At 55.3% G+C, this 21,332-nt stretch carries 17 protein-coding genes and 1 pseudogene; 15 read left to right on the forward strand and 3 right to left on the reverse strand.

Annotated features, from left to right (window positions below):
* The first annotated feature begins 99 nt into the window (after window positions 1-99).
* From RB620_RS02680 to RB620_RS02695, 4 genes are read left to right on the forward strand one after another with little or no spacing between them, the layout of a single operon-like run.
* Complete coding sequence (locus tag RB620_RS02680; protein WP_308091974.1) at window positions 100-1,167, forward strand: Gfo/Idh/MocA family protein; 1,068 nt, start codon at window positions 100-102, stop codon at window positions 1,165-1,167.
* A 6-nt stretch (window positions 1,168-1,173) separates the two neighbouring features.
* On the forward strand, window positions 1,174-2,283 hold the full coding sequence (locus RB620_RS02685) for a DegT/DnrJ/EryC1/StrS family aminotransferase (RefSeq protein ID WP_308091975.1): 1,110 nt from the start codon (window positions 1,174-1,176) through the stop codon (window positions 2,281-2,283).
* 4 nt (window positions 2,284-2,287) lie between these two features.
* Window positions 2,288-3,007, forward strand: coding sequence for an N-acetyltransferase (locus RB620_RS02690; protein ID WP_308091976.1), 720 nt, complete (start codon window positions 2,288-2,290; stop codon window positions 3,005-3,007).
* Window positions 2,986-3,954: a glycosyltransferase family protein gene (locus tag RB620_RS02695; protein WP_308091977.1), complete on the forward strand. Its 969-nt coding sequence runs from the start codon at window positions 2,986-2,988 to the stop codon at window positions 3,952-3,954. The genes RB620_RS02690 and RB620_RS02695 overlap by 22 nt, the downstream gene beginning before the upstream one ends.
* Window positions 3,955-4,070: 116 nt before the next feature.
* On the opposite strand, the gene RB620_RS02700 is transcribed toward RB620_RS02695, so the two are convergent.
* Both RB620_RS02700 and RB620_RS02705 read right to left on the reverse strand, forming a co-directional pair.
* A complete protein-coding gene (locus tag RB620_RS02700) occupies window positions 4,071-5,075 on the reverse strand; it encodes a glycosyltransferase family 4 protein (RefSeq protein WP_308091978.1) in 1,005 nt (334 codons plus the stop codon).
* Window positions 5,072-6,040 (reverse strand): NAD-dependent epimerase/dehydratase family protein, encoded by a 969-nt coding sequence (locus tag RB620_RS02705; protein WP_308091979.1) that lies wholly within the window; start codon window positions 6,038-6,040, stop codon window positions 5,072-5,074. The genes RB620_RS02700 and RB620_RS02705 overlap by 4 nt, the downstream gene beginning before the upstream one ends.
* Before the next feature lie 275 nt (window positions 6,041-6,315).
* On the opposite strand from RB620_RS02705, the gene RB620_RS02710 reads away from it, so the two are divergent.
* The 9 genes from RB620_RS02710 to RB620_RS02750 all read left to right on the forward strand — a co-directional run bounded on the left by RB620_RS02710 (window position 6,316) and on the right by RB620_RS02750 (window position 16,968).
* Window positions 6,316-7,287, forward strand: coding sequence for an NAD-dependent epimerase/dehydratase family protein (locus tag RB620_RS02710; RefSeq protein ID WP_308091980.1), 972 nt, complete (start codon window positions 6,316-6,318; stop codon window positions 7,285-7,287).
* Window positions 7,288-7,324: 37 nt separating this feature from the next.
* Complete coding sequence (locus RB620_RS02715; RefSeq protein ID WP_308091981.1) at window positions 7,325-8,329, forward strand: glycosyltransferase family protein; 1,005 nt, start codon at window positions 7,325-7,327, stop codon at window positions 8,327-8,329.
* A 19-nt stretch (window positions 8,330-8,348) separates the two neighbouring features.
* The gene (locus tag RB620_RS02720; RefSeq protein ID WP_308091982.1) at window positions 8,349-9,443 is read left to right on the forward strand and encodes a glycosyltransferase family 4 protein; all 1,095 of its coding nucleotides are present in this window, start codon (window positions 8,349-8,351) and stop codon (window positions 9,441-9,443) included.
* Window positions 9,444-9,905: 462 nt separating this feature from the next.
* Window positions 9,906-13,721: a glycosyltransferase family 39 protein gene (locus tag RB620_RS02725; RefSeq protein WP_308091983.1), complete on the forward strand. Its 3,816-nt coding sequence runs from the start codon at window positions 9,906-9,908 to the stop codon at window positions 13,719-13,721.
* Between the two features lie 24 nt (window positions 13,722-13,745).
* A complete protein-coding gene (locus RB620_RS02730; protein WP_308091984.1) occupies window positions 13,746-14,750 on the forward strand; it encodes a glycosyltransferase family 2 protein in 1,005 nt (334 codons plus the stop codon).
* Window positions 14,740-15,186, forward strand: coding sequence for a GtrA family protein (locus RB620_RS02735; RefSeq protein ID WP_308091985.1), 447 nt, complete (start codon window positions 14,740-14,742; stop codon window positions 15,184-15,186). Before RB620_RS02730 ends, RB620_RS02735 begins: the two co-directional genes overlap by 11 nt.
* A complete protein-coding gene (locus tag RB620_RS02740; protein ID WP_308091986.1) occupies window positions 15,183-15,878 on the forward strand; it encodes a class D sortase in 696 nt (231 codons plus the stop codon). Before RB620_RS02735 ends, RB620_RS02740 begins: the two co-directional genes overlap by 4 nt.
* 167 nt (window positions 15,879-16,045) lie before the next feature.
* Window positions 16,046-16,270: a helix-turn-helix domain-containing protein gene (locus RB620_RS02745; RefSeq protein WP_006040330.1), complete on the forward strand. Its 225-nt coding sequence runs from the start codon at window positions 16,046-16,048 to the stop codon at window positions 16,268-16,270.
* Window positions 16,271-16,827: 557 nt separating this feature from the next.
* Window positions 16,828-16,968: a hypothetical protein gene (locus RB620_RS02750; RefSeq protein WP_308091988.1), complete on the forward strand. Its 141-nt coding sequence runs from the start codon at window positions 16,828-16,830 to the stop codon at window positions 16,966-16,968.
* A 57-nt stretch (window positions 16,969-17,025) separates the two neighbouring features.
* On the opposite strand, the pseudogene RB620_RS02755 reads toward RB620_RS02750, so the two are convergent.
* Window positions 17,026-18,582 (reverse strand): annotated as a pseudogene (locus RB620_RS02755) (catalase); the annotation flags it as partial.
* 241 nt (window positions 18,583-18,823) lie between these two features.
* Here RB620_RS02755 and RB620_RS02760 point away from each other — a divergent pair.
* Window positions 18,824-19,498 carry a tetratricopeptide repeat protein gene (locus tag RB620_RS02760; protein ID WP_308091990.1) on the forward strand — a complete coding sequence of 225 codons (675 nt, stop codon included), beginning with the start codon at window positions 18,824-18,826 and terminating at the stop codon, window positions 19,496-19,498.
* Between the two features lie 18 nt (window positions 19,499-19,516).
* A complete protein-coding gene (locus RB620_RS02765; protein ID WP_308091991.1) occupies window positions 19,517-21,262 on the forward strand; it encodes a sensor histidine kinase in 1,746 nt (581 codons plus the stop codon).
* The last annotated feature ends 70 nt before the right edge of the window (window positions 21,263-21,332 follow it).

The raw sequence follows: 21,332 nt of genomic DNA on the forward strand, positions 1-21,332 counted from the left end.
CCAATCTTCGTCCATATCATTTTGAGCCGTACTTACATATACTGGATTGCATGAATGACGAGAGAGAAATACGAGAGTAACGAGAATAGGAGGCCGAAAATGGGTTCATTACGTATTGCGATCGTCGGGTGCGGGGCCATCGCGGAGAAACACGTCGCATCGATCGCCGAGCTCGGGAGAGAGGCGAGCGTCGTCGCGTTGTGCGACCTGTCGGCAGAAAGGCTGGAGCGGTTCGCGAGTCCGGGGGGCAAACAGCGGTTTCCCGGCTCGAAGCTATATACCGACGTAGGCGAGCTCCTGCGCGATTCCGACGCGGAACTGGTCGTCGTCGCGACGAGCAGCGATTCGCATGCGGCGCTGTCGGTGCGTGCTCTTCGCGCGGGCAAACACGTCTTGGTCGAGAAGCCGTTGGCGCTTTCGCTAGAAGAGGCTGCCGAAGCGGTCGACGAAGCGAAGAGAAGGGGCCTGACGCTTGCCGTATCGTTTCAAGCCCGCTATATGCCGCAGATGGCGGCGCTGAAAGAAGCCGTGGAAGAAGGACGGTTCGGGAAGATCGGCCACGGTACTGTCTCGCTGAGGTGGAACCGAAACATGGGGTATTACAAAGGCGGACCTTGGAGGGAGGATTGGAGCAAAGGCGGCGGCCTGTTCATGAACCAATGTATCCATTACGTGGATTTGCTGCTGTGGCTCATGGGCCCAGTCGCGTCCGTGTACGCACTCGGCGCCGCCGTCGCCCAGCCGATCGGCGTGGAGAACGTGGGAGCCGCCTTGTTGAAGTTCGAGAACGGAGCGATCGGCATGATCGAAGCTTCTACCAATGTGTATCCCCAGACGCTGGGAACTTCGATCGGTTTGTTCGGCGCGAGCGGAACGGCTTTGATCGAAGGCCCGGCCCTGGGAACGGTCGGCGACTGGCGATTCGAAGAACGGGGAGGGGGGCCGGAATCGCAGCGACCGGAGACGGCACCGATCTCCCATACCCCGCTGTACCGCGATTTGATCAGGTCCATTCGTTCGGGAGAAGAGCCGCTAGTATCCGCTGCGGGTTCGCTGGCGGCCATCGAGACCGTACTTGCCATTTATCGGTCGATCTCGAGCGGAGCCGTCGTCGAGCTGCCTGACCGGCAGTTCTTTCATATGGGGAAGATGTCATGGATGGGGTGAAGAGGGATGAACAATATACCGCTTATCGATTTGCGGGCGCAATACTTGGAACTAAAGGATGAGATCGACGAAGCGATCCGGCGGGTTATGGACAGCGGGGAATATATCGCGGGACCCGAAGTCGAGGCGCTGGAGAAGGAAATCGCCGCGACTACCGAATCGTCTTTCGCGGTTGCCGTCGGCAACGGCACGGACGCATTGGCGCTGGCGCTCGAAGCGGCCGGCATCGGACCGGGGGATGAAGTGATCACGACGGCTTTCACGTTCTTCGCTACGGCCGAAGCCATCGTGCGCAGAGGCGCCGTCCCGGTGTTCGCCGACATCGATAAGACGACGTACAACCTTTGTCCCGAGGATGCGGAACGAAGGATAACGAACCGCACGAAGGCGATCCTGCCGGTCCATGTCTTCGGTCAACCGGCGGAGATGGACGCATTCGCCGACCTGGCTGCCAGGCATGGGCTCGTCGTTATCGAAGATGCCTGCCAGTCGATCGGTGCAACGTACAAGGGCCGGCAGGTCGGGGCGATCGGGGACATCGGGTGCATTTCTTTCTTCCCGACTAAGAACCTTGGCGGCTACGGAGACGGAGGCATCGTCGTCACGAGCGACGAACGTGCGGCCGACCGCGTGCGATTGCTTGCGAGACATGGGAGCCGAAAAAAATATTTCCACGAGGCGATCGGCGTAAACAGCAGGCTGGATCCCCTTCAGGCGGCCATCATTCGGGTGAAGCTGGCCCGTCTGCACGATTGGAACGAACGCAGAAGGCAGGCCGCCGAATATTATAACACAGGGCTGCGGGACACACCGCTTCGGTTGCCGGCCGCGCCCCGGCATGCCGGGCATGTCTACCACCTGTACGTCACACAGTTTCACGGGCGCGACGCGCTCGCGACGAAGCTTAGCCAGGACGGCATTTCTACCGGCCATTATTATCCTTGCCCGCTGCATCTGCAGAAGGCTCTCGCAGGCCTGGGCTACAAGCAGGGCGATCTGCCGGTCACGGAGACGGCGTGCGCCCATTCCTTCGCGTTGCCGTTGTCGCCTCATCTGACGAAGGAGCAGCAAGATTATATTATCGGGAAAGTAATGGACTATACCCAAGGATGGTGATCCTATGAGCGGTACGACAAGCATCGGCGACAACGTCACGTTGGGACGCGGCGTCGTGATCGGCGCGGGCGTAATCATCGGCCACCATGTCGTCATTCATGACGAAAGCGTCATCGGCGACGAAGTGCGCATTCAAGATCATGCGGTCATCGGCAAGCTGCCGACGAAAGCGAAAAACTCCGCCACGACGACGGAAGGGTCGACTCTTCGGCCTGTTATCGTGGAACCAGGATGCACAATCGGCACTGGCGCGGTCGTTTATCGCGGAGCGCACTTGATGAGGGACGTCTTCGTCGCCGATATGGCGACCGTGAGAGAGAGGGTACGGATCGGAGAGCGGACGATTATCGGGCGGGGAGCGGCGATCGAGAACGATTGCGTCGTCGGCTCCCATTGCAAGCTCGAGACGAATAGCTATATTTGCGCCTACTCGATCTTGGAGGACTACGTTTTCGTGGCTCCGTGCGTTGTGACGACAAACGACAATTATTTGGCCCGGACGGACGAGAGGTTCGAGCGCTTTAAGGGAGTGACCGTCAAGCGGGGGGGGAGGATTGGCGCCGGCGCCACCATTTTGCCGGGCAAGGTGATCCACGAGGACGGCGTCGTCGCGGCTGGCAGCGTAGTAACCAAAGACGTCTCCGCAAGAACGGTCGTGGCAGGCAATCCCGCCGTGAAGCTGAAGGAGGTACCCGAGGAGCAGTGGCTGAAGAACCAACGATAAACGGGGAGAGACCACTTCGCGTGTTGATGCTGGTGAAGCGGTTCGCGGATCAGATGCCCAAGCATTCCCACAAATTCGATATGCTTACCGCGATCGAACAGGTTGCGGACGTCCATTATTGGCACAAGGACGGCAATATTCTGGACATTTTGGACCAAATGCCGGAGAGACCAGACGTCATCTTTCATTATGACATCGAATGGCATAATGCGTTCGCGCCGAGCATCGCCAATCTTAACAAGGTCAATATTCTGAAGGCGTGTTACGTGTTGGACGTCCATTACTATCCCGCGGGAAGGCGCGATTATTTCAGCAAGAAGGCCAAGCCTGATCTTATTTTCTCCGCAAGCAAGTATCCTTTCCTTAAGGCGTTCCCTGATACCGAGCCGAGGTTCCGCTGGCTGCCGTTCGGCGTGAATCCGTCCGTGATCAAAGACTACGGCTTGCCGAAGAACGTCGATTATTCGCTGATGGGACTAATGGATCAGAAATATCCGTTCCGCCATGAAACGCTGAAACAAATGGCAGGTTGCAAAGGGTTCGTCCATTATCGCCATCCCGGTCATCTCGCTTCCCATCGTCCCGGGCTGTTCGTGCAAGAGAAATACGCGAGCGCGATCAATGGGTCGATGATTTCGTTTACTTGCGGCAGCAGCTTGCGCATACCCGTCGCCAAGTTTTTCGAAATACCCGGCTGCCGCACGCTGATGCTCGCGGAATCCAATCCGGACATCGAAGAGCTTGGCTTTCGCGACGGCGACAACTTTGTCGCCTGCAACCGGACGGACATTCGCGAGCTCGCGCTCCGCTACAGAGCCGACGAAGCGGCAAGACAGGCGATTACGGACTGCGGGCATGACTTTATTCACGCCGGCCATACGAACGGCCATCGGGCTGCCGAGTTCGTCGCCGCCGTTAAGGATGCTCTTGCCGGAAGAGGCGTTTGAACAACTGCGCAAAAAGAGGCTTATTCCCGTCGATCCGAGGAGCAAATGCTTCCTCGGTTCACGAATAAGCCTCTTGTTCGTTAGGAGAGGCGCTTGCATAAGGCCGATCGGAAAAGTTAAAGCAACTGATAAACTCGAATCAACGATTTTGCCGCCTTCTCCAAGCCATGATTGCGTTCCACATAACGCCGGCCTTGCTCGCCAAGCGATGCCCATCTCTCCGGATGCGTGAGCAGGTCTTTGATTGCGTCATATACAGTTACTGGATTTGCATTGACGATAGGCAAATCCGGGGGAAATGTACGGAGAAGATCCTCGCGGATGTAACAAATCACCGGCTTCCCCATTGCCATCGCTTCCATGCTTAGATTGGCGTAAGAACCGATCAACAGCTGATCCACCACGATGGAGGCTTCCCGATACAGCCGCAGCGCTTCATCGTGCGGCATCCGTTCAACGAGCTTGAAAACAAAGCGATGTCCTTCCTTCTTCAGGCGGGCGACCGCATCCAGTACATATTTCGTTCCTTTCAGATCCTGGCGCGACGGAGCATGGACGATAAGCGGCTCGGAACAAGGAGCGGGGTACTTCGGCATGTAGTTTGCTGAATCGATGGCATAAGGCACGACATGGACATGTTTGTAATACGGCTTCACGTATGGCAGCAGCTCGTGATCCGGAACGCAGGCATGATCGATATAGGAGGATAGAAGCTTCAGGTTGGATCGGATTCTGGCTTCCGGCCACGTCTTTTTGACCCGGACGTACGGATTGCCGGACGATCGGGCGATCGACAAGATTCGCGCTTCCGACCCCCGATGAAACATCGCCATCTTTTTACCTCTGTCGGCTATAAGCTTAAGATCCCGCTTGTCCGGGAAGAACGTCTCTCCGAAATGAAAGTGGAAAATATCGAACCGGTCGAGCGCTTCTTCGAAAAAATGTTTCAGCATTCGATTGGCCTTGTCCAGCGGTACATTGTCGGCGTGCATGCGAATGTCTGCCAAATACGAGTAATGATGATTTAGCAAGCTGAGGGAAGCGGCGTCGACGCCTTGACCGCGAAGCGCGCGGCTCAAAGCGCTGATGCCGATTCCATACGGGAGATGCAATACCTTCATCCGGCTTGCCCCCCATACTTGCCGCGCAGCCATTGAACGGTTGCCGCGACGCCTTGTTCGAAGTCCCAGTCGAAGCTCATGCCGATGTTCTTGATTTTGTCATTGCTGATATCGAAGTTTTTGATGTCTCCCGGTTTCCAGCCCGAGTATTGAATGCGGAGATCGCTTCTTCCCAGCTGCTCGAGCACGATATCGGCCAACCTTCGGATCGGTATCTTCAGCCCGGAAGCGCAGTTGTAAATTTCTCCGCTCGCAGCCGGGGAGCAAGCGACGAGCAGATTCGCTTTCACGACATCGGCGACGTATGTGAACGATCTGATCTGGCTGCCGTCTCCGAAGATGATGGGCGGAAGGCCGTTTAACGCCCTTCTAATAAAAATGGACACAACCCCGCCGTAATCGTTGTCTTCCTGTCTCGGTCCGTAGACATGGAAATACCGGAGAACGGAAACGTCCATTCCGTAAAGCTGCCGGAACACCATGCCATACTTCTCCGCCGCAAGCTTGCTGGTGCCGTAGAAGGAAACGGGCTCCGTCGGATGAAGTTCGTCTTCCGGCACGTAGCGGGGTTCCCCGTAGACCGAACCGGTGGAAGCATGTACGATCTTCTTCACTCCATGCGTCCGCGAAGCCTCCAGCACGTTAAAGGTGCCTTCCGCGTTCGTTCTCAAATCCAATCTCGGATTGATCAAGCATACGCTGTTTTTGGAAACGGCCTGGTGAAACACGATTTCAATGCCTTTGAACAGATCGACGATGCCGTCGTAATCGGTAATGTCCGCTTTCGCGACGGTAAGCAGCGGATTGTCAATATAGGTTGAAATATTTTCCATTTTCCCGCCTGAGAAATTATCCAAGCAGGTAACCTTGACGTTTAATTTCAACAGCCGCTCCACGAGATGGCTGCCTATGAACCCGCCGCCGCCGGTAACCAGCGCCGACTTGAACGGAAAGTGATCGACCAAACTCCGCACGCTCCTTCGACTATCGAAATCTCGAACCTAGCTCATAGATTCCGGATTTATACAACTATATTCAGCCGAGGCAAGCGTGGTGTAGTCCTTTCAACCAGACTCGAAGAATATAAGGCGATCATAACGCTTATTCCGTTGGTACGAGAGCAGGGGAGTTCCCGTCGGGGCCGTCCATTTTTCCGTGCTTTGGTTGGTCGTCCATTCGGTTGCGCGATCGGCTACATATATTATCTAAAAGGGATTCGACGTTTGAAAGGAGTGGGAAGATGGATATTGATCGGATCCAGGGCGAGACCATATTCGTAACTGGCGGCGCGGGATTTATCGGCTCGACGCTGATAGGCAGGTTATTGGACAGCAATAGAGTGACCGTGTACGATAACTTCGCGCGGAACGCCCTTCAAGAAAAATCCTATAACGGCCATCCCAACCTGACGGTGGTTCAAGGGGATATTCTCGATTACGCGAAGCTTAGGCGAGCCATGAAAAATTCGACCTATATTGTTCACGCGGCAGCGATCGCGGGGATCGATTCGGTCATAAGAAGTCCCGTCACGACGATGTCAGTGAATATGGTAGGCTCTTATCATGTGCTGCAGGCCGCATCGACGCTCAAAAACTGCAAAAGAATCGTTTGTTTCAGCACAAGCGAAGTGTTCGGCCAGCTCGCTTTCCGATCTAAAGAAACGAGCCCGGCCGTAATGGGAGCCGTCGGAGAAGCAAGATGGACCTATGCCGTGAGCAAATTATCTGTCGAGCATCTCGCATACGCCTATTATAAGGAACTGGGCCTGCCGACCGTAACGGTGAGGCCTTTCAACGTGTACGGTCCCGGGCAGGTAGGCGAAGGGGCGTTGCGTGCGTTCGTATTGCAGGCGCTTAGAGGAGAGCCGCTTCGTATACACGGAGATGGCACCCAGATCCGTGCCTGGTGTTACATCGACGATATGGTGGACGGCATTCTCTGCGCCATGGTCAAAGACGAAGCGGTCGGCCAATCCTTCAACATCGGCAACCAGAAGACAGTCATTACGGTCTATGGACTCGCCAGCACGGTACTGAGAGTACTGCGATCAACTTCGGAAATCCAATTCATCGGAGCGGACTCCGTGGATATCGAGCTTCGGATTCCAAACGTCGAGAAGGCGAAATCATTGTTGGGATTCGAGGCCGCAGTAGGGCTTGAGGAAGGCATTTGCCGGACCGCTTCGTTTTACAGGGCAAAAATACAGGAATAATTGCCGCAAGCGCAGCATGCTGAGAGGAGAAAGTCATATGAAGGTGCTGCTCAGCCCGCATGGCATCGGAATAGGGACGCTGGCCCAAGCGCTGCGCAGCCAAGGCGTCAATGCCGCTGCCTGCAGCTTTAGCGACGATGCCTATGCTTATTTGTCGGACCGGTGTCTGCGGTTGAACAAACATTCCAACAAAAGTAGGCAGGCCATTAGGAAAGCTTTCATGGAAGAGGCCGTCCGAACGTACGACGTCTTTCATTTCCACTTCGGCGAAACCTTGTTGCCCGACAAAAGCGATCTCAAGCTTCTGAAGGGAATGGGAAAGAAGCTGGTCATGCACCATAACGGTTCCGACGCGAGAGTGCTTTCGATCGCCCGCAGCCATAACAATCCTTACGTTCTGGTAAAGGAAACGTGGCCGGAGACAAGGGTGCAAGAAAGCATGAAACGGATTGCGGCTTACATCGACCATGCGATCATCAATGATTACGAGCTCTTTCCCTTCGTTGAGCCTTATTACAAATACGTTCACGTCGTTCCTTACGCCATCAACGTTCATCGAGTAATGCCCCGTTATCCTGCACCGGTCTCCGTTCCTTTGGTCGTTCACGCACCTTCCCATCGCGAAGTCAAAGGCTCGGAGTTCGTCGTGGCCGCCGTGGACCGGTTAAAAAACGAAGGATATGCCTTCGACTTTCGGCTGTTGGAAGGGCTGCCCCATGACGAGGCGAAAAAGCTGTACGCGCAGTCGGACATCATCATCGACCAGCTCCGAATCGGAACTTACGCGAATTTAAGCATGGAAGCGATGGCGATGGGCAAACCCGTCATTTGCTACATCCGCGAAGATCTCCGCCATACGTTTCCGGGCGAGCTGCCGATCGTCAGCGCGAATCCGGATACGATATACCGGGAATTGAAGTCGTTGCTGGAGCGTCCGGGAGACTGGAAGGACATCGGGATGAAAGGCCGGAATTACGCCGAACAATTCCATAGTTACGATTACGTGGGCAAACTGCTAGTAGAAACCTATCAACAACTTTAGAAAACCGGGAGGAGAGACTTTGAATCCAAGAATAAGGGCGGCGATCATGGCGAAATACGTCGATGCGAAACCGATCGAGTATCCCGCCCAATCGAACGTAGCTTTCAACGGCAAAGTATTGATCTGCCCTCACGGCATCGGCATTGCCTCGTTGGCGCATGCTTTGCGCGGTCAAGGCGTTCATGCCACGTCATGCAGCTTTTACAACGACGTGTACTCCTATCTTTCCGATCTTTGCCTGAACATGAACATGCACCCCGTCAGAGTCAGGAAATTGATAAGGGATGCCTTCTTAGAGGAAGCCATCCAAACGTACGACACGTTCCACTTCCGCTTCGGGGGGACCTTGTTCAGCGACAAACGGGATTTGAAGCTGCTTGCAAAGCGGGGTAAAAAACTGGTCGTGCACCACTCCGGGGACGAAGTGCGCCTGCTGCCGGTTGCAAGAAGCTATAACAATCCCTACGTTCGGAGAAGAGAAGCCTGGCCGGATGAGCGAATACGCGAAAACCTGAAGCTGCTTACATCCTGCGTCGACCAAGTCATCGTCAACGATCATGAGCTGCTTCCCCATGTAGAGCCGCACTACAAGAAGGTGCATGTCGTGCCTTATGCGATCGATACCCGGGCATTGGCTCCACATTATCCGCCTCCCTCCGATTACCCGCTTGTCGTGCACGCATCTTCGCATCGGAACGTCAAGGGCACCGAATTCGTGCTCGAAGCAGTAGAACGCTTGCAAGCGGAAGGGAAGAAATTCGAATTCAAATTAGTGGAGAAAATGCCTCATGCAAAAGCCCTCGAGTTGTACCGTGAGTCGTCGATCATCATCGATCAGTTAACCGTCGGAACTTACGCGAATCTAAGCATGGAAGCGATGGCCATGGGCAAACCGGTCATCTGTTACGTCCGCGACGATCTTCGCGGCGTCTTCCCGGCCGACTTGCCGATCGTCAGCGCGAATCCGGATACGATCTACGACGTATTGAAGGATTTGCTGGGCAGGCCGGCGGATTGGATGAGACTGGGCATGCAAGGACGGAAATTCGTAGAGCGGCATCACGACCCGGACAGGGTTGCCCGGATGTTGATCGACGTTTACAGGGGGCTTTAACTTGACGCTTAGGCTAGGCTTACGAATCGTATAGACTGAGGAGCTGACACATGGTCCCTGTCGTCGTGGAGGAGGGGTGCACGATCGGGACCGGGGCTCATTTACCGCAATGCCCAACTAAAGGGCGAGACATTCGTCGCGGATTACGCGACCGTGCGGGAACGAGTCGACATCGGCGAGAGCGTCCACCACGACGGTGGGTTGGAGACGGCTGACGGCATGACGCCAGAACGCGGCAACGTCTGACAGGGACAAGCCGGAATAACGTATCATTCTACCACCCCGCCGGTCTTGTCGGATTGACATACATAACATTTGCAATCGGATATGAAAGATGAAGCTGGTAATCTTCAACAGTATTTTTCGCAGGAACATTGACCGCAGCACCTTCATTCGATAAAGTGAATTTGTATGGCTTGTACGGAACTAGTGATACATAGATGAAGGAGAATGTGATCGGAGATGAGGAAAGCTGACCAACGCTTCTTATCGATTCCGTTGATGCTGCTGGCATTATGGCTATGGAACGGAATTCCGGCATTCGCAGCTGGCAATTTGGTTGCGAACGGCGATTTCGAGCAGACGGAGAACGGAATGCCTGTCGGATGGACGACGGAAGCTTGGATCAAGGACGATGCCGCAACCGTATACGCCGCGGAGCAAGGTGCCGCGCAGTCGGGCCAGTGGGCTGCCGCCGTTCGGAACAATGGCGACAACCACGCCAGATTTATTCAGAACGTGAAGGTGGATGGAGACAAGCTCTACCGGATCTCCGGCTACGTAAAGGCAGAAGGGCTTCGCAGTGAAGCTTACGGCGCGTACCTGTCGGTGGAAGGCGTCGCGGTCAATTATCCGCAGGTTCACGATACGGGAGGGCAGTGGTCGTTCCTCGAGTTCTACGGGAAGACGGAGAAGGACCAGAAGGAGATCGCGATCGGCGTCAGCGTCGGCGGCTACGGCAGCATTAATGCAGGTACGGGCTGGTTCGACGGCATAACGGTCGAGGAAGTAAGCGAAGCGCCCGAAGGCACAGCCGTGTTCTCCCTTGCCTCAACGCCGGTAAGCGGCGGGGAGGAAGAAAAGGCGCCGCTCAAAGTATCGATTCTATCGACGCTTGTTTATGCCGCTCTCTTCACGGCCGGGTTCGCCGTTGCGATGAACGCATTGATCAGGCGCAAGGACAGGTTCGCGCCCGGCCAGAACATGGGCGCGCTCTTACTATTCGGAGGGTTCGCCGTCGCGCTGGCGCTGCGGATCGCCATCGGGCTTACGCATGATGGGTATGTCAATGATATCGCGTTATTTACTTTCTGGTCGGATCAAGTGGTGAAGGACGGCATTGCCGGGTTTTACCATTCCGATATTTTCGTTGATTATCCACCGGGTTACATCTACGTGTTATACGGATTAGGCCTATTGAAGGAATGGTTCGGGCTAACGGCCGGAAGCGCAGGAACGCTGCTGCTCTACAAGCTGCCCGCCATCGCCGCGGATTTGGCTGCGGCAGCCGTTGTATACCGCGCGGCGAAGGGCAAGCTGGGAGAAGCGCCGGCGATCGGGCTCGCGCTTCTGTATGCCTTTAACCCCGCCGCGATACTCGATTCGGCGGCCTGGGGCCAGGTCGACGCCGTCTTCGCGCTCGTGCTGACGCTGGCTATCGCCGGAATGGCGGACAGAAAATTCGGAAGAGCGTCGGTCTGGTATGCGATTGCTGCACTCATCAAACCGCAAACGTTTATTTTTATGCCGGTGTTGCTGCTGGCGCTGTTTTTGAACAAAAAATGGAAGGATGTCGCGATCAGCGCGTATTACGGCTTCGGTACGTTCATCGTGCTCGCTCTGCCGTTCTATTGGGGGAACGGCGGGCTTAAAGGCGTCTACGAGCTGTACAAAGGCACGTTGTCCTCCTATCCGTACGCGACGCTTAACGCCTTTAACCTCTATGCCTTGAACGGAGCCAACTGGAAGCCGATCACCGAGAGCTGGCTGTTCCTGACTTATCAGCAGTGGGGGACGGCGTTCATCCTCCTTGCGGTCGCGGCCGCAGTCTGCTTCTCGCTGATCCGCTCGAAGCGCGGTGGTGAAGACCGTTCCTTCTACGTCGCCGCGATGCTGATCGCCATCGTATTCATCGGCGTGACGAAGATGCATGAGCGCTATATGTTCCCTGTCATGCTGCTTAGCCTGTTCGCCTATATCCAGTCGATGGACCGAAGAATGCTGCGCGTGTTCTTCGGATTCACGATCACGAACTTTATCAATATAAGTTATGTGCTTAAGTTCAGTGTGCAGACGTCCAACGTGCCGACGGACGGCGTCGTGATCCTGTGCGCGATCGCGAATATCGGCTTATTGTTATACGCGATGTACGTCGGCCATGACCTGTACCGGAATCGGAACCGGCAGGAAGTCCGCCAGCTGCTGCCGGAAGACGGCAGGCTTGCCGATGCCGAGCGGCTGGCGCTGTACCGTGGCGACCGTCCGATCGAAAGCAAGACCGCCAGTCGCCGACTTGCAAGCAAGGATTGGCGGTGGATGGGCGGCATTACGGCCGTCTATACGATCGTGGCGCTCGTCAACCTGGGTTCGCTGAAGGATCCGGAGACCGTATGGCATCCGGCCTCCGCCGGCGAGGGCTTCTATGTCGATCTTGGCGAAACGAAGCAGCTCGAACGATTGACGAGCTTCGGAGGCGTGGGCACGGGCACCTATACATACGAATTCGGCTTGACACCCGATGCCTGGGGCAACAAGATCGAGATCGACAACAATCATGTGTACGTCTTTGCCTGGAAGAGCCAGCAGCTGAACGTCGAAGCGCGTTACGTGAAGCTGACCGTGACGGGTGCGGGCTTTTCGATGAATGAGCTCGGCTTCTATGAAGCCGGCAGCAAGGAACCTCTGCCGATCAGCTCGATCGTCGCCCTAAGCGACAAGGAGCCGAAGCGAGGGTCCCTCCATCACTTGTTCGACGAACAAGGATTGATGGTCTATAATCATAATTTCATGAAGGGCAGTTACTTCGACGAAATCTATCATGCCCGTACGGCTTACGAAAATCTCGAAGGGCTCGTCGCGTACGAGAATACGCATCCGCCGCTCGGCAAGCTGTTCATCGCGCTCGGCATCAAGCTATTTGGCCTGAACCCGTTCGGCTGGCGGATCGCCGGCACGTTGTTCGGCGCGGCGATGATTCCGCTCATCTATCTCATGGCAAGGCGCCTCTTCGGCGGAACCACGTTCGCCGTCGTTGCCGCTATGTTACTCGCGGCGGATTTCATGCATTTCGCGCAGACGCGAATTGCGACGATCGACGTCTACGGCGTATTCTTTATTATGTTGATGTTTTATTTCATGCACCGTTACGTCACGATGAGCTTCTATCGTTCTTCGCTGGCGGCGACGTTCGTGCCGCTTGGGCTCGCCGGCTTCGTGTTCGGATTAGGCGTCGCCTCCAAGTGGATCGTCTTGTACGGCGGGGCGGGCCTTGCCGTCATGCTGGCTTTGTCGCTCATCGACAGATACAAGGAGCATGCGGCGGCGCGCAGGCTGCTGAAACGAGGCGAGGGCACTGAAGCATATAACCGAACCGAGCTGGAGCGGGCAGCCCGCCTGTTCCCGCGGAACGCGCTGTTGACGCTGGCTGCATGCCTATTGTTCTACGTCGCGATCCCGCTAGGCATCTATGCGCTGTCCTATATCCCGATTCTGAACGTGATGCAGGGCGGCTATACGCTAAAGGCGCTGGTCGACTATCAGACCCATATGTACAGTTACCATAGCAACCTCGTGTCGTCCCATCCTTTCTCTTCTTCCTGGTGGGAATGGCCGTTCATGAAACGTCCGGTCTGGTATTATTCGGGCAGCGAGCTTCCGGAGGGGATGAAGTCAACCATCATGGCGATGGGCAATCCTTTGATCTGGTGGACGGGTTTGTTCACGATGCTGGCCGCGATGGTGATGAGCGTGAAGCGCAGGGATAAGTCAGCATACATGATCTGGATCGCTTTCCTTGCTCAATACGTGCCATGGATGCTGGTGCCGCGCGAGACGTTCCTATACCACTATTTCGCGATGGTCCCGTTCATCATTCTAGGCGTGGTCTATTGCCTAAAGGCGATGGAAGAGAAATATCCGGCTTTCGCCAAGGCTCGGAATCTGTACGTTGCCGCAGCGGTAGCGTTGTTCATCCTGTTCTACCCGGCTCTCTCGGGCATGCTGGTGCCGAAGTGGTACGTCGACGTGCTGCTCCGTTGGTTCCCAAGTTGGTTATTCTAGAAATTTTGCGAGGAGTTATGCCGTATGAGCGGACAAATCAAATATAGCGTAATCGTGCCGATGTACAACGAAGAAGAGGTGATCGACCATACATACGGGCGGCTGAAGGAAGTGATGGATTCCGCCGGCGAGCCGTACGAGCTCATCTTCGTCAATGACGGCAGCAGGGACCGGACGGCGGACAAAACGGCGCTCATCGCGAGCGTCGATCCGAACGTGAGGCTGATCGACTTCTCCCGCAACTTCGGCCATCAGATCGCGATTTCTGCCGGCATGGACTATGCGGAAGGCGATGCCATCGTCGTCATTGACGCTGACTTGCAGGATCCGCCCGAAATCATTCTCGCGATGATCGATAAGTGGAAGGAAGGGTACGAGGTCGTCTACGGCAGAAGACTGAAGCGCAAGGGCGAGACGATGTTTAAGAAGCTGACGGCGCTGGCGTTCTATCGCCTGCTGCGCAGCATGACGAACGTCGATATTCCGCTCGATACGGGAGACTTCCGCTTGATCGACCGCAAAGTATGCGACGTGCTGCGCGGGCTGAAAGAAAAAAACCGTTTCGTTCGCGGACTGATCAGTTGGATCGGATTCAGGCAGACAAGCGTGGAATACGTCCGCGAGGAACGATTCGCCGGCGAGACCAAATATCCGCTGAAGAAGATGATCGGCTTCGCGCTGGACGGCATTACCTCTTTCTCGTACAAGCCTCTGAAGATCGCGACTTATCTTGGATTTTTCTTGTCGCTCGGAAGCTTTATCTATTTGCTCGTCGTCTTGTACCAGCGTCTGTTCACGTCGACGACGGAAGCCGGATGGACGTCCATAGTCGCAATCAATTTGCTGTTCAATGGGATTATTCTCATTCTTCTGGGCGTCATCGGTGAATATATTGGGCGTATCTACGATGAATCGAAAGACCGGCCGCTCTACATCGTTCGCGAGACGTTAGGGTATAAGGAGCAAGCGGCGCAAGATCGGCCGGAGCGGGCGGAAGCCCCGAGACGCGCGAATCAAGATGGCCGCTAAGCCGCGCGACAGCTGGTTCGTTCAATTCGTCATGTTCGGGGCGATCGGCGTCTTGAATACGGCGATCGACTTCGGCATGTTCGCGCTACTGACCTGGCTGTCCTTTCATTACGCGGCCGCGCAAGCCATCGCGTATTTGGCTGGCATGGCGAACAGCTATCTGCTGAACAACGCGATTACGTTCCGGAGCGGATCGGTTGCGGCCGGCAACGGCAAGCCGGCGAATTGGCGGCGCCAGCTGCGCTTTCTGGTCTGGAACGGTGTTATGCTGCTGCTCTCGATCGCGTTGATGGGCGTTGCCGTTCAACTCTTTGATTGGTCCGAGTGGGCGGCGAAGCTCGCCGTTACGCTAGTCATCTTGGGCTTGAACTTTTACGGCAGCAAAAAATGGGTGTTCGCCCCCGTCCGCGCAGCCGAGACTGGAGGTCAAACATGAGGAAAATAGCCGCTTATGGTTTGGTCCTTGTTGGCGTATTGATTCTGGCATACCCGAAAGCGAGCGAATGGTACAACGACAGGCAGCAGGAAAAGCTGATGGCTCAGTGGGAAATCGCGGCTTTGGACGAAGAAGCGGGGGAGGAAGCGCGCGAACAATACGACGGACTGACGACGTTGTTCAGCGAATCCTTGGAGGAAGAGGAAGTGGACGCGACGGAACCTGCCGTCACGGAATCTGCGGCCGCATCAGCCGAGCCGTCCGCGACGAAGGCGCCCGCGACAAGCCAGCCGAAGCAGGAGGCGATCGCGACGATCCGGATACCGAGCATCAAGCTGAAGCTCCCGGTGCTTGAAGGCGCGACGCAGAAGAACATGAGATCCGCCGCGGCGCATTTGAAGGAAACGGCGCCGATCGGCGAGGTCGGCAACGCGGCCATCGCGGCGCACCGGATGCGAGCGAAGGGCAAGCTGTTCAACCGGCTGAACGAAGTGAAGATCGGCGACGAGATTATCGTCGAGACGCGGTCCGGCAAGTTCACCTACATCGTATACGACCTCTCTATCGTGGAGCCGTCCGATGTCTCCGTCCTGAATTACAATAACAAAGACAAACGTCTGACGCTCATCACTTGCGACCCCGTCGTGAACCCCACGCACAGACTTATCGTCCATGCCGCGATGGAACAATAGGTTCGAGTTCAAAAGCGGACTTTTTGAACAACCTCTATAACAGCGGTTCTAACGTGCCCATTTTGCGCATAGACAGCACCATTGACCCGCCCCCTTCATATGATAAGTTGACTGTATCCCTTGACCTTGTTATACCATAAAAACCCGAGCAAGGAGGGGTGACATCTTTGAAGGGAAGCGACCACAAGAGCAAGTTTTTACTGACGCATCGTGAACGAGAGGTATTCGAGCTGCTGGTACAGGACAAAACGACGCGGGATATTGCGCAACAATTATTTATCAGCGAGAAAACCGTTCGCAATCATATTTCCAACGTGATGCAAAAATTGAACGTCAAAGGTCGTTCGCAAGCGGTTGTCGAGCTGATTAAGCTTGGGGAGTTACAAATCTAACATAATCCAGTCTCTCCATTCAAGTTTGTCGGGGCGAAAGCCCTTACTGCACCGAATGGTACGAAATGACTAAGGCGGCATAGCTGATATGCTGTCTTTTTCTTTTTGCAGGGGTAACAAACTTTACGATCGATGCCGGTTACACTCCTTCCTCCTCCATGGTGGCTGCGGCCGCAGCTGAATGGCCCTGACAAAACCAAACATACCCGCTTCTAACGGTTGCCAGTGCGCTTATTTCGTCTTAAACGCCATTCTCAAAATTGTAAAGGTTGCCAGCGAGCTTATTTCATCGAAATCAGCCCCATTATGCCGTTTTAGTGCCAAATAAGCTCCACCACAACCGTAATAATTTCAAACCAGCCCAAAAGACGCATTTAGCCTCACTGACAACCGTTACAGAATCTAACACACGACTCGTGGCCACTACTACGACGATTGGAGTCGACAAGTGTTGTCCACATTAAATCGACAGCCTCTCAGTGTCCGTTAGACATTGCTTGTCAAAAAGCAAGCGTCATCAGCGCGTTCAGCTTCGGCTTCAGTGAGGCGAGCACCGCGTGTCTCGTTCCATTTCCGGTTCGGAATCGGAACGATGGTCCAGATACAGGCGAGGAGGCGGAGTCGGAACGACGGTGCGGATCCAAATACCGACCAAGAAGCAAAAGCTGTTCCTTAGCGAAGAAGAGCCGACCGGTTAATGCTTGTGCCCGGCGGCTCTTCTTGTCTTTTCTTGCTACATTCGCGATGCGGTTTGATCAATACCCATCCGTAGAGTGGCCGAGCTCGGAAGCCATCTCCATACCTTCGTTTGCGGGGAATGTGCCGACATGACCATCGTTGCCGTTGCCCGCCGCCTTTAGTCCCTCCGCGACTCTCCTGCCGTAATCCGCGTCCGCTTCCGTGAAGTAGCCCACCATCTTCTCCCGGATGAAGTCGGTGCACGTGCCGAGCGCGTCGACGAGATTGGCGATAAGGTCGTCCTTCTCCCACTCCTCCAGCTTCCGGTACGTATCGCCCGCCTGCGCGAAGTTGTTCTCGCGGTCGATTTTCTGTCGCGTCAGCTTGGCGTTGTATGCCGGCTCATGAGGCTCACCGGGGCGGTCCGCTTCCGAGAGTCCGCCAAGCGAGGAAGGTTCATAATTGATATGCGGGTTTTGTCCCGGTGCGATATCGACGTAGAACGCCATCTGGCCGTCGCGCTGGTTCGTTGCGACGTGTTTCTTCGGCGCGTTGATCGGGAGCTGCAGGTAGTTGCTGCCTACCCGATAACGCTGCGTATCGGAATAGGAGAAGGTACGGCCTTGCAGCATCTTGTCATCCGAGAAGTCGAGGCCGTCGACGAGCACCCCGGTGCCGAAAGCGGCTTGTTCGACCTCGGCGAAATAGTTGGCCGGATTGCGATTGAGCACCATTTTGCCGACGGGCAGCATCGGAAATTGCTCCGGCGGCCACAGCTTGGTGTCGTCGAGCGGATCGAAGTCGAGCTCCGGATGTTCGTCGTCGCTCATCCATTGCACCTGGAGCTCCCACTCCGGGTAGTCGCCGCGCTCGATCGCTTCGTACAGATCCTGCGTGGCGTGGTTGAAGTTTTTGGCCTGAAGCTTCTCCGCGTCCTGCTGCGTCAGATTGCGAATGCCTTGTTTGAGCGGCTCCCAATGGTATTTCACGAGCACGCCTTTCCCTTCCGCGTTGACCCACTTGTACGTGTTGACGCCCGAGCCTTGCATTTGCCTGTAGTTGGCCGGGATGCCCCATGGCGAGAACAGGAACGTAATCATATGGGTCGCTTCCGGCGTCTGGGAGACGAAGTCGAAGAACCGTTTCATGCTCTGCACGTTCGTCACGGGATCCGGCTTGAATGCATGGACCATGTCGGGGAACTTCATGGCGTCCCGAATGAAGAAAATTTTCAGATTGTTCCCGACGAGATCCCAGTTGCCGTCCTCGGTATAAAACTTCGTGGCGAAGCCTCTGGGGTCTCGAAGCGTTTCAGGCGAATGGCCGCCGTGAATGACGGAGGAGAATCGTACGAATACCGGCGTTTGTTTGCCTGCTTCCTGGAACAGCTTCGCGCGCGTATACTTGGCAATCGGCTCGTCGCCGAGCTTGCCGTAGGCTTCGAAGTAGCCGTGGGCGCCTGCCCCTCTGCCGTGCACGACGCGCTCCGGCACGCGTTCCCGGTCGAAGTGGGATATTTTTTCGATAAAATGATAGTTCTCGAGCGTCGACGGACCTCTGCTGCCGATCGTCCGAATGTTCTGATTGTCCGTTATGGGATGTCCTTGCCGGTTCGTGAGCGTCTGTTCCGTCTCGCCCGGCGCAAGCGCGCCGCCGCGATTCTCCGGTGCCTTGCCTGGGTCGTCCTTGTGCATGTCGCGTTTGTCCTCCTCTGCCTCGATGGGAATGTTTCCCGTGTAGTATGTTGCGCGGAAAGCTCGAATATTCGGGATTGACGGGGGAAATTCGTATCATGATGAGCTACAGATTCCCTGATTGTGGTATGATTGAACGAGATTGTTGGAAGACGAATAGTCATTTCGGAGGATTGAAGCCATGTTCAAATTGACGATTATATTTCTTTGGCTTTCCTGGTTGCTCGGCAACCCGATCGTTGCCATTATCGTTTTGTTATTGATTTTGTATGTGATCGATCGGAGATTCGTCGGCATCTCCCCGAGCTTGGTGAAGCCGCTCAAGCGGAGCGCCCGAATCCGCAAGCTGAAGTCGCAAATCGCGGCATCGCCGAACGACGTGTCCGCAAAGCAGGAGCTTGCCCGCCTGCAGATCGACCGGAAGAACTACGGCGAGGCGCTCAAGCTGCTGGAGCCGCTGCGGCGCGTGCTTGACGATTCCGCGGAGTATTGGGATGATCTGGGCCAAGCGCTCGCGGCCGAAGGCCGGAGGCCGGAAGGGGAAGCTGCAATGCTCCGGGCGCTTGAGCTCAATCCCAAAGTCAAGTACGGCGCGCCATACCTTAGGCTGGCTGCTTTGAACGCGGCCGATCGGCAGGAACAGGCGCTCTCTTATTTGCGTTCGTTCCAGGAAATCCACTCTTCCTCTTGCGAATCTTATTATCGGTTGACGGAGGTATACAAGCGGATGGGGAAGGAAGCAGAGTCGAAGAGCGCCGCCGAAGAGGGACTCCGCGTTTACCGCTCCCTGCCGAAGTACAGGAAGCGCGCGGAACGCGGCTGGGCGCTCAGGCTGCTGCTTACAAAAATAAGGTAAAGGGGCAAGATGTAAGTCATGCAACGCAATCTATGGCTGATCGCGATCGGCGTCATTATTACGTTGGTGTTGATCAATAACACCGTCTATTATTTTTTGACGAAAGCAACATTGGAAGAAGGCCATAGGCAGGAGCTGCTAACGCTAGCCAACCAAATCGAGATAGCGGTCGAACAATCCCGCATGGGCGCCGAACATTACGAGGAGCAGATCGGAAGGGAGCTGCGGACGGCTTCCATTGCTGCCCAATACGCTCTTGATCCGGACGTGGAGAAGGTGAACGCGGAGCAATTGCAGGAGCTGAGCAAGAAGCTGGACATCGCTCACATCACGCTGCTTAAGAAGACGGCGGACGATATCGTATTGTACCGCTCGTCGGATGAATCCCAGCTGGGGAAAAGCACGAAGAGCTGGGATCCATGGCACAAGGTGTTCCAGCAACTGTTCGCGCAAGAAGCCGTGAAGGAAGAGTGGCTGGGCCAGACGATGCAGAACTTCTGGAGCGGACCGTTCGAAGTGTCATCCACCGAGCTCGACAAGGTGTACAAGTGGGGGTATTACTACGACGGCACGACCAACTACTTGATCGATCCATACGTCAAGTTCGCCAATTTGGACGAATACAACCGAATAACCGGAGCCGAGCGGCTGATCTCCGAGCTGGAGAGCAACAGCGACTCCATCCTTGAGATCGCGGCCATCAATCCGGCGACGTTCCCGGACGGCGTATGGACGTTGACGGATGAAGGCAAGGAGAAGGAGCATCTCGTTCAGCGCCCCGTCATCTACGGTAATTATACCGTCAAGTCGGATCGCGACGAAGAGCTTGTCCGCAAGGCTTACCGGAACCACGAAATCGTAACTTTGGAGGACAAAGCGGGCGGAAAACATATTTACAAGCTTTTTATTCCCGTATACGTAAAGGATAAGGGGATCAAAATTTCCGACGAATACGGCAAGCAGCTGGACAGCTACGTGCTCACCATCGCATCGGATTATGAGGTTATCCAGCGGAAGCTAGACAACCAGTTCTTGAATCTCGGACTCATCATTTTGTTCTTGTCGATCGCCAGCGTCATGATCGCGTACGTAGCTTTAAGGTATTACAAATACACGCGCGAGAAGGCCGTTCAGGTCGCTCAGGAGACGTATACTGAGGAGATCAACAGCTTGTTCCACTCTATCAAGGCGCAACGCCACGATTTCCTGAACCATGTCCAGACGATCCATTCGCTGGCGGAGTTGAACAAGCAGAAGGAGCTTGTCGCTTATACGAAAGAGTTAACGGGCGAAATTCGTTCGATCAACGAATATATCAACATCGGCAATCCGGCGATCGCAGCATTGATCCGATCCAAAATATCGCAGGCCGAGAGCTACCGCATTCGGTTCGAATGCAGCTTCAACGGGCTGGAACTCCAGGGGATGGGAGGCAAGACGCTCGACATGAATCGGATTCTTGGCAATCTGATCGACAACGCGTTCGACGAGGTGCTCAAATATGAAGAGAGCCTCCGAGAGGTGGAGCTTATCGTGACGCAGAGCAAGCAGGTCGTCGAGATTATCATTTCGAACCGCTGCCTGGATGCGGAATTGCAAGCCAGGAAGCCGCTGTTCAAAGCAGGTTTCTCCACGAAGCAGGACGGTCATCAAGGACTAGGCTTGTCGATCGTCAAGTCGATTGCCGACCGTTGCAAGGGCGAGGTGGCTATGGACGCTCCGGCGCCTGACCAGATTAAGTTTACCGTTCGTATCCCGCTATAATACATCCTTTTCCATGATCCCGCACAAACGTCATCCGGCGAGCCTTATTCGTCGCGTTGGCGTTTTTTTG

Origin of the sequence: Paenibacillus sp. LHD-117 (assembly GCF_030929555.1) — a bacterium.
In the GTDB taxonomy this organism is placed as follows: Bacteria; Bacillota; Bacilli; order Paenibacillales; family Paenibacillaceae; genus Pristimantibacillus.

Excerpts from the sequence above, each read along its gene's own strand:
- RB620_RS02690 (WP_308091976.1), top strand. The coding sequence starts at position 2,288 with ATGAGCGGTACGACAAGCATCGGCGACAACGTCACGTTGGGACGCGGC.
- RB620_RS02730 (WP_308091984.1), top strand. The coding sequence starts at position 13,746 with ATGAGCGGACAAATCAAATATAGCGTAATCGTGCCGATGTACAACGAA.
- RB620_RS02760 (WP_308091990.1), top strand. The coding sequence starts at position 18,824 with ATGTTCAAATTGACGATTATATTTCTTTGGCTTTCCTGGTTGCTCGGC.
- RB620_RS02765 (WP_308091991.1), top strand. The coding sequence starts at position 19,517 with ATGCAACGCAATCTATGGCTGATCGCGATCGGCGTCATTATTACGTTG.
- RB620_RS02710 (WP_308091980.1), top strand. The coding sequence starts at position 6,316 with ATGGATATTGATCGGATCCAGGGCGAGACCATATTCGTAACTGGCGGC.
- RB620_RS02740 (WP_308091986.1), top strand. The coding sequence starts at position 15,183 with ATGAGGAAAATAGCCGCTTATGGTTTGGTCCTTGTTGGCGTATTGATT.
- RB620_RS02700 (WP_308091978.1), bottom strand. The coding sequence starts at position 5,075 with ATGAAGGTATTGCATCTCCCGTATGGAATCGGCATCAGCGCTTTGAGC.
- RB620_RS02715 (WP_308091981.1), top strand. The coding sequence starts at position 7,325 with ATGAAGGTGCTGCTCAGCCCGCATGGCATCGGAATAGGGACGCTGGCC.
- RB620_RS02680 (WP_308091974.1), top strand. The coding sequence starts at position 100 with ATGGGTTCATTACGTATTGCGATCGTCGGGTGCGGGGCCATCGCGGAG.
- RB620_RS02685 (WP_308091975.1), top strand. The coding sequence starts at position 1,174 with ATGAACAATATACCGCTTATCGATTTGCGGGCGCAATACTTGGAACTA.
- RB620_RS02725 (WP_308091983.1), top strand. The coding sequence starts at position 9,906 with ATGAGGAAAGCTGACCAACGCTTCTTATCGATTCCGTTGATGCTGCTG.
- RB620_RS02735 (WP_308091985.1), top strand. The coding sequence starts at position 14,740 with ATGGCCGCTAAGCCGCGCGACAGCTGGTTCGTTCAATTCGTCATGTTC.